Annotated in this window: 4 protein-coding genes; 3 read left to right on the top strand and 1 reads right to left on the bottom strand. The window is 65.5% G+C overall.

The genetic code is table 11. The features are described from left to right. Positions 1 to 126: 126 nt before the first annotated feature. Complete coding sequence (locus tag ACFWX1_RS18040) at positions 127 to 645, bottom strand: hypothetical protein (RefSeq protein WP_378388599.1); 519 nt, start codon at positions 643 to 645, stop codon at positions 127 to 129. Positions 646 to 753: 108 nt separating this feature from the next. Between ACFWX1_RS18040 and ACFWX1_RS18035 the strand changes: the two genes are divergently transcribed. The 3 genes from ACFWX1_RS18035 to ACFWX1_RS18025 are packed head-to-tail and all read left to right on the top strand — an operon-like array spanning position 754 to position 2,443. Continuing rightward, positions 754 to 1,056 carry a hypothetical protein gene (locus ACFWX1_RS18035; RefSeq protein WP_378340936.1) on the top strand — a complete coding sequence of 101 codons (303 nt, stop codon included), beginning with the start codon at positions 754 to 756 and terminating at the stop codon, positions 1,054 to 1,056. 1 nt (position 1,057) lies between these two features. Next, on the top strand, positions 1,058 to 1,960 hold the full coding sequence (locus tag ACFWX1_RS18030; RefSeq protein ID WP_378388598.1) for a hypothetical protein: 903 nt from the start codon (positions 1,058 to 1,060) through the stop codon (positions 1,958 to 1,960). Positions 1,961 to 1,969: 9 nt separating this feature from the next. Further along, positions 1,970 to 2,443, top strand: a complete 474-nt coding sequence (locus tag ACFWX1_RS18025) for a hypothetical protein (protein ID WP_378388596.1) — start codon at positions 1,970 to 1,972, stop codon at positions 2,441 to 2,443. The last annotated feature ends 313 nt before the right edge of the window (positions 2,444 to 2,756 follow it).

Genomic DNA, 2,756 nt, shown 5'->3' with positions numbered 1-2,756 from the left:
CGCGTGCCGTCGTAGTCTCTCTTAGACTTACTCGATCTCGAGGACAAGATCGAACTCCAGCCGGCCCCCTCCCCGAACACACACCCCCAAAAAGCTCACGTCGGAAATCACTCGAACGGGTGGTTGTCAGGCGGCGGGCAGCCGGGAGAGTGCGGTGTGGGCGAGGCCCTTCGCCGCCGAGCAGAGATCGGGGTTCGCGATGGCCCGGACCGTGACGGCCAGCGTGTCCGGGCCACTGCCCAGCTGCACGTAGAGCGCGCACTGCGGAGGCTGCTTCGCCGAGGCGTCCCCGAGCAGCGCGGTGCGCCCCTCGAACGTGGTCGCGACGCCCTGGCCGACCGGGAACACCGTCAGGTAGCGGATGCCGACCAGTCCACCGTCCGAAGTGGAGTAACCGCAGGCGGTGGGCGGCTTGGTGGTGGTCTCGTCCCTGGTCAGCGGCTTGCCGACGGCGGACTGGGCTTCCTGCTGGGTGACCAGGGTGGTGCAGTCCGGTTTGGACCCGGGATTGGCCGGGGTGCTCGAAGCGGGCGAGGACGCGGGATTGCCCGGCGTACTCGTCGTTCCCGATTCCCCCGAACACGACGCGCACAGCAGCGACAAGCCCAGTATCCCGGCGGCGAAAGCGCGATCGACCCTCAGCATGCCGGGGATGCTAACAGCCCGCGCCAATCGGCGTCGGAGTTCGAGTTGACACCCTGTCGGCGGGTGCACATACTGCGCCGAAAGGGGGCTGCGGACAAGGGGATTCACGTGAAAAGCCACGTTACGCGGATGTACGAGTTCGGCGTTTATCTCACTGCCGTCGCCGACGACTTTTCCACCGTGCAGTCGTACATCAGAGACGAGCCGACCAACAAATCCGGCTTCACCGGGCTGCTCGAACCGCTGCAGGCGGCGATGGATCTGCTCAACAGCGTGTGCGTCGAAGTGAACAAGCAGTTCGACGAGAAATTGTGCGGCCTTGCCATGGGGGTCCAGACCGCGGCACACGCCTATGGTGAGGTCGACTACCAGGCCGCGGGCACGGTCACCGAAGCGGGCGGTGGCTCCTGACATGGCGACCGCTTACGACAGCACGCCGAACGTCTACGGCGACTGGAAGGACGTCGAACCGATCGATCCCAAGGTGCCTGAGGTGGCGACCACCCACCTCGGGGACGTGGTCAGCGGGAACTTCCCGATCGCGGGCGCGGTCAACTGGATCTACCAGCACATCATCGGGCCGATGGTCGGCACCGGCGACAAGGATCTGTTCGACCTGCTGATCAAACCGCTGACCGGGGATTTCAACCGGATCAGGGCCAACGGCGACGCGTGGGCGACCACCGGTGACATGTACTGGACGATCGCCGGGAACCTCGGCCAGAACAGCGCGAAACTCGTCGAGACCGATTGGCAGGGCGAGGCGGCGGACGCGTTCAACGGCCTCGTCCAAAGTGTCTGGACGGGCGCGCTCTATGTCGCGGAACAGTGCTGCAAATGGATGAAGAAGGGGTTCGACAAACTCGCGGACGTCTCGATCAAGCTCGCCACCCGGGGTGTGCAGCTGCTCGAGAAGATCTTCGACCTGCTGGGAAAACTTGCCAAGAAGGTGATTCCCGGCTGGGGGCAGCTGTGGTCGATCTTCGACTGGGTCGCGAGCGGTTTCGAGGACACGCCGTATATTCACGAGGCACAGGAAATCGTCAGTCTCATCCAGACGGTGATCGGGCTGTACGACTCGCTCAAGAAGCTGGTCCAGGGTATCGAGGGTTACCTGAAGAACATCGACACGATCAAGGAAGCCATCGGCAAGGTTCCCGAGGTCAACAACACCCATGACGCGGTGCAACTGGGCAGGCAGTTCCGGGACGCCAAAAAGGACATGGACGAAAAGAAGAAGCAGGTCGACGACTCCGCCAAGGACATCGACAAGAAGCTGGGCGATCTCGACAAATACGGCCAGGACGCACACTAGGGGGAGACCATGGCACAGCTGCCGAACTGGGCGCTGAACTGGAAGACCGACGACATGGTCGCCGCCGAGCACGCGCTCGACGACGCCGCGGACCAGGCCGAGACGACCATGGCCGAAGCCGACCGGACGCTCTACGAGGTCGAGTCGAACGAACGTCCGGTGACGCCGGAAGAAGCCGAAATGATGAAGCAGTACGCGTCGAGTGACAAGGCGCCGCCGGAATGGCGGGAGCTGGCGCGGCGCGTCGAACGCGGCGAGTTCAGCTGGACCGACTACCTGCAGGGCAAACTCGATCGTGACCCCGGCGTGGTCGCGGCGCTGGACGCCTCCGTCCGCCAAGCGGAAGAAATCGAACCCGGCTCCGTCGCTCCGCCCGCCGCTGAGGCCCCGGGCGACCGGGCCGCTCCGCCGCGTCCGGGACGGCACCGTCGTGACGAGGGTGACGAGGAGGAAGACCTCTCCGAACGCGACTGGTTCTCCTGAACTCCTGCCCCGACGCCACCAGCGGGACTTCCCGGGGCCGAGCGCGCACCGAGGGACGCCCTCGGTGCGTTGAGTGAGCCGAGGGACGCCCTCGGTGCATCGAACGCACCCAGGGACGCCCTTGTCACATCCGCGCCGACCTGTCGGCCCCCACCACTACTGTGTTGGGCAGGGGGCCTCGGGGTGTCCTGAATCTTCCGTTCATTCCTTCAGCGGTGGGGGGGGGGGGACGCGAAAACAACGCCAACCCCCACCCACTCGCAATAACACACGCGCCCACCCCCCCGGGGGCGGGGGGGGCGGGCGCGCGAGC

Origin of the sequence: Amycolatopsis sp. NPDC059021, from assembly GCF_042739895.1 — a bacterium.
Classification (GTDB): Bacteria; Actinomycetota; Actinomycetes; order Mycobacteriales; family Pseudonocardiaceae; genus Amycolatopsis.
This window is presented reverse-complemented; position numbering and strand designations above follow the sequence as displayed.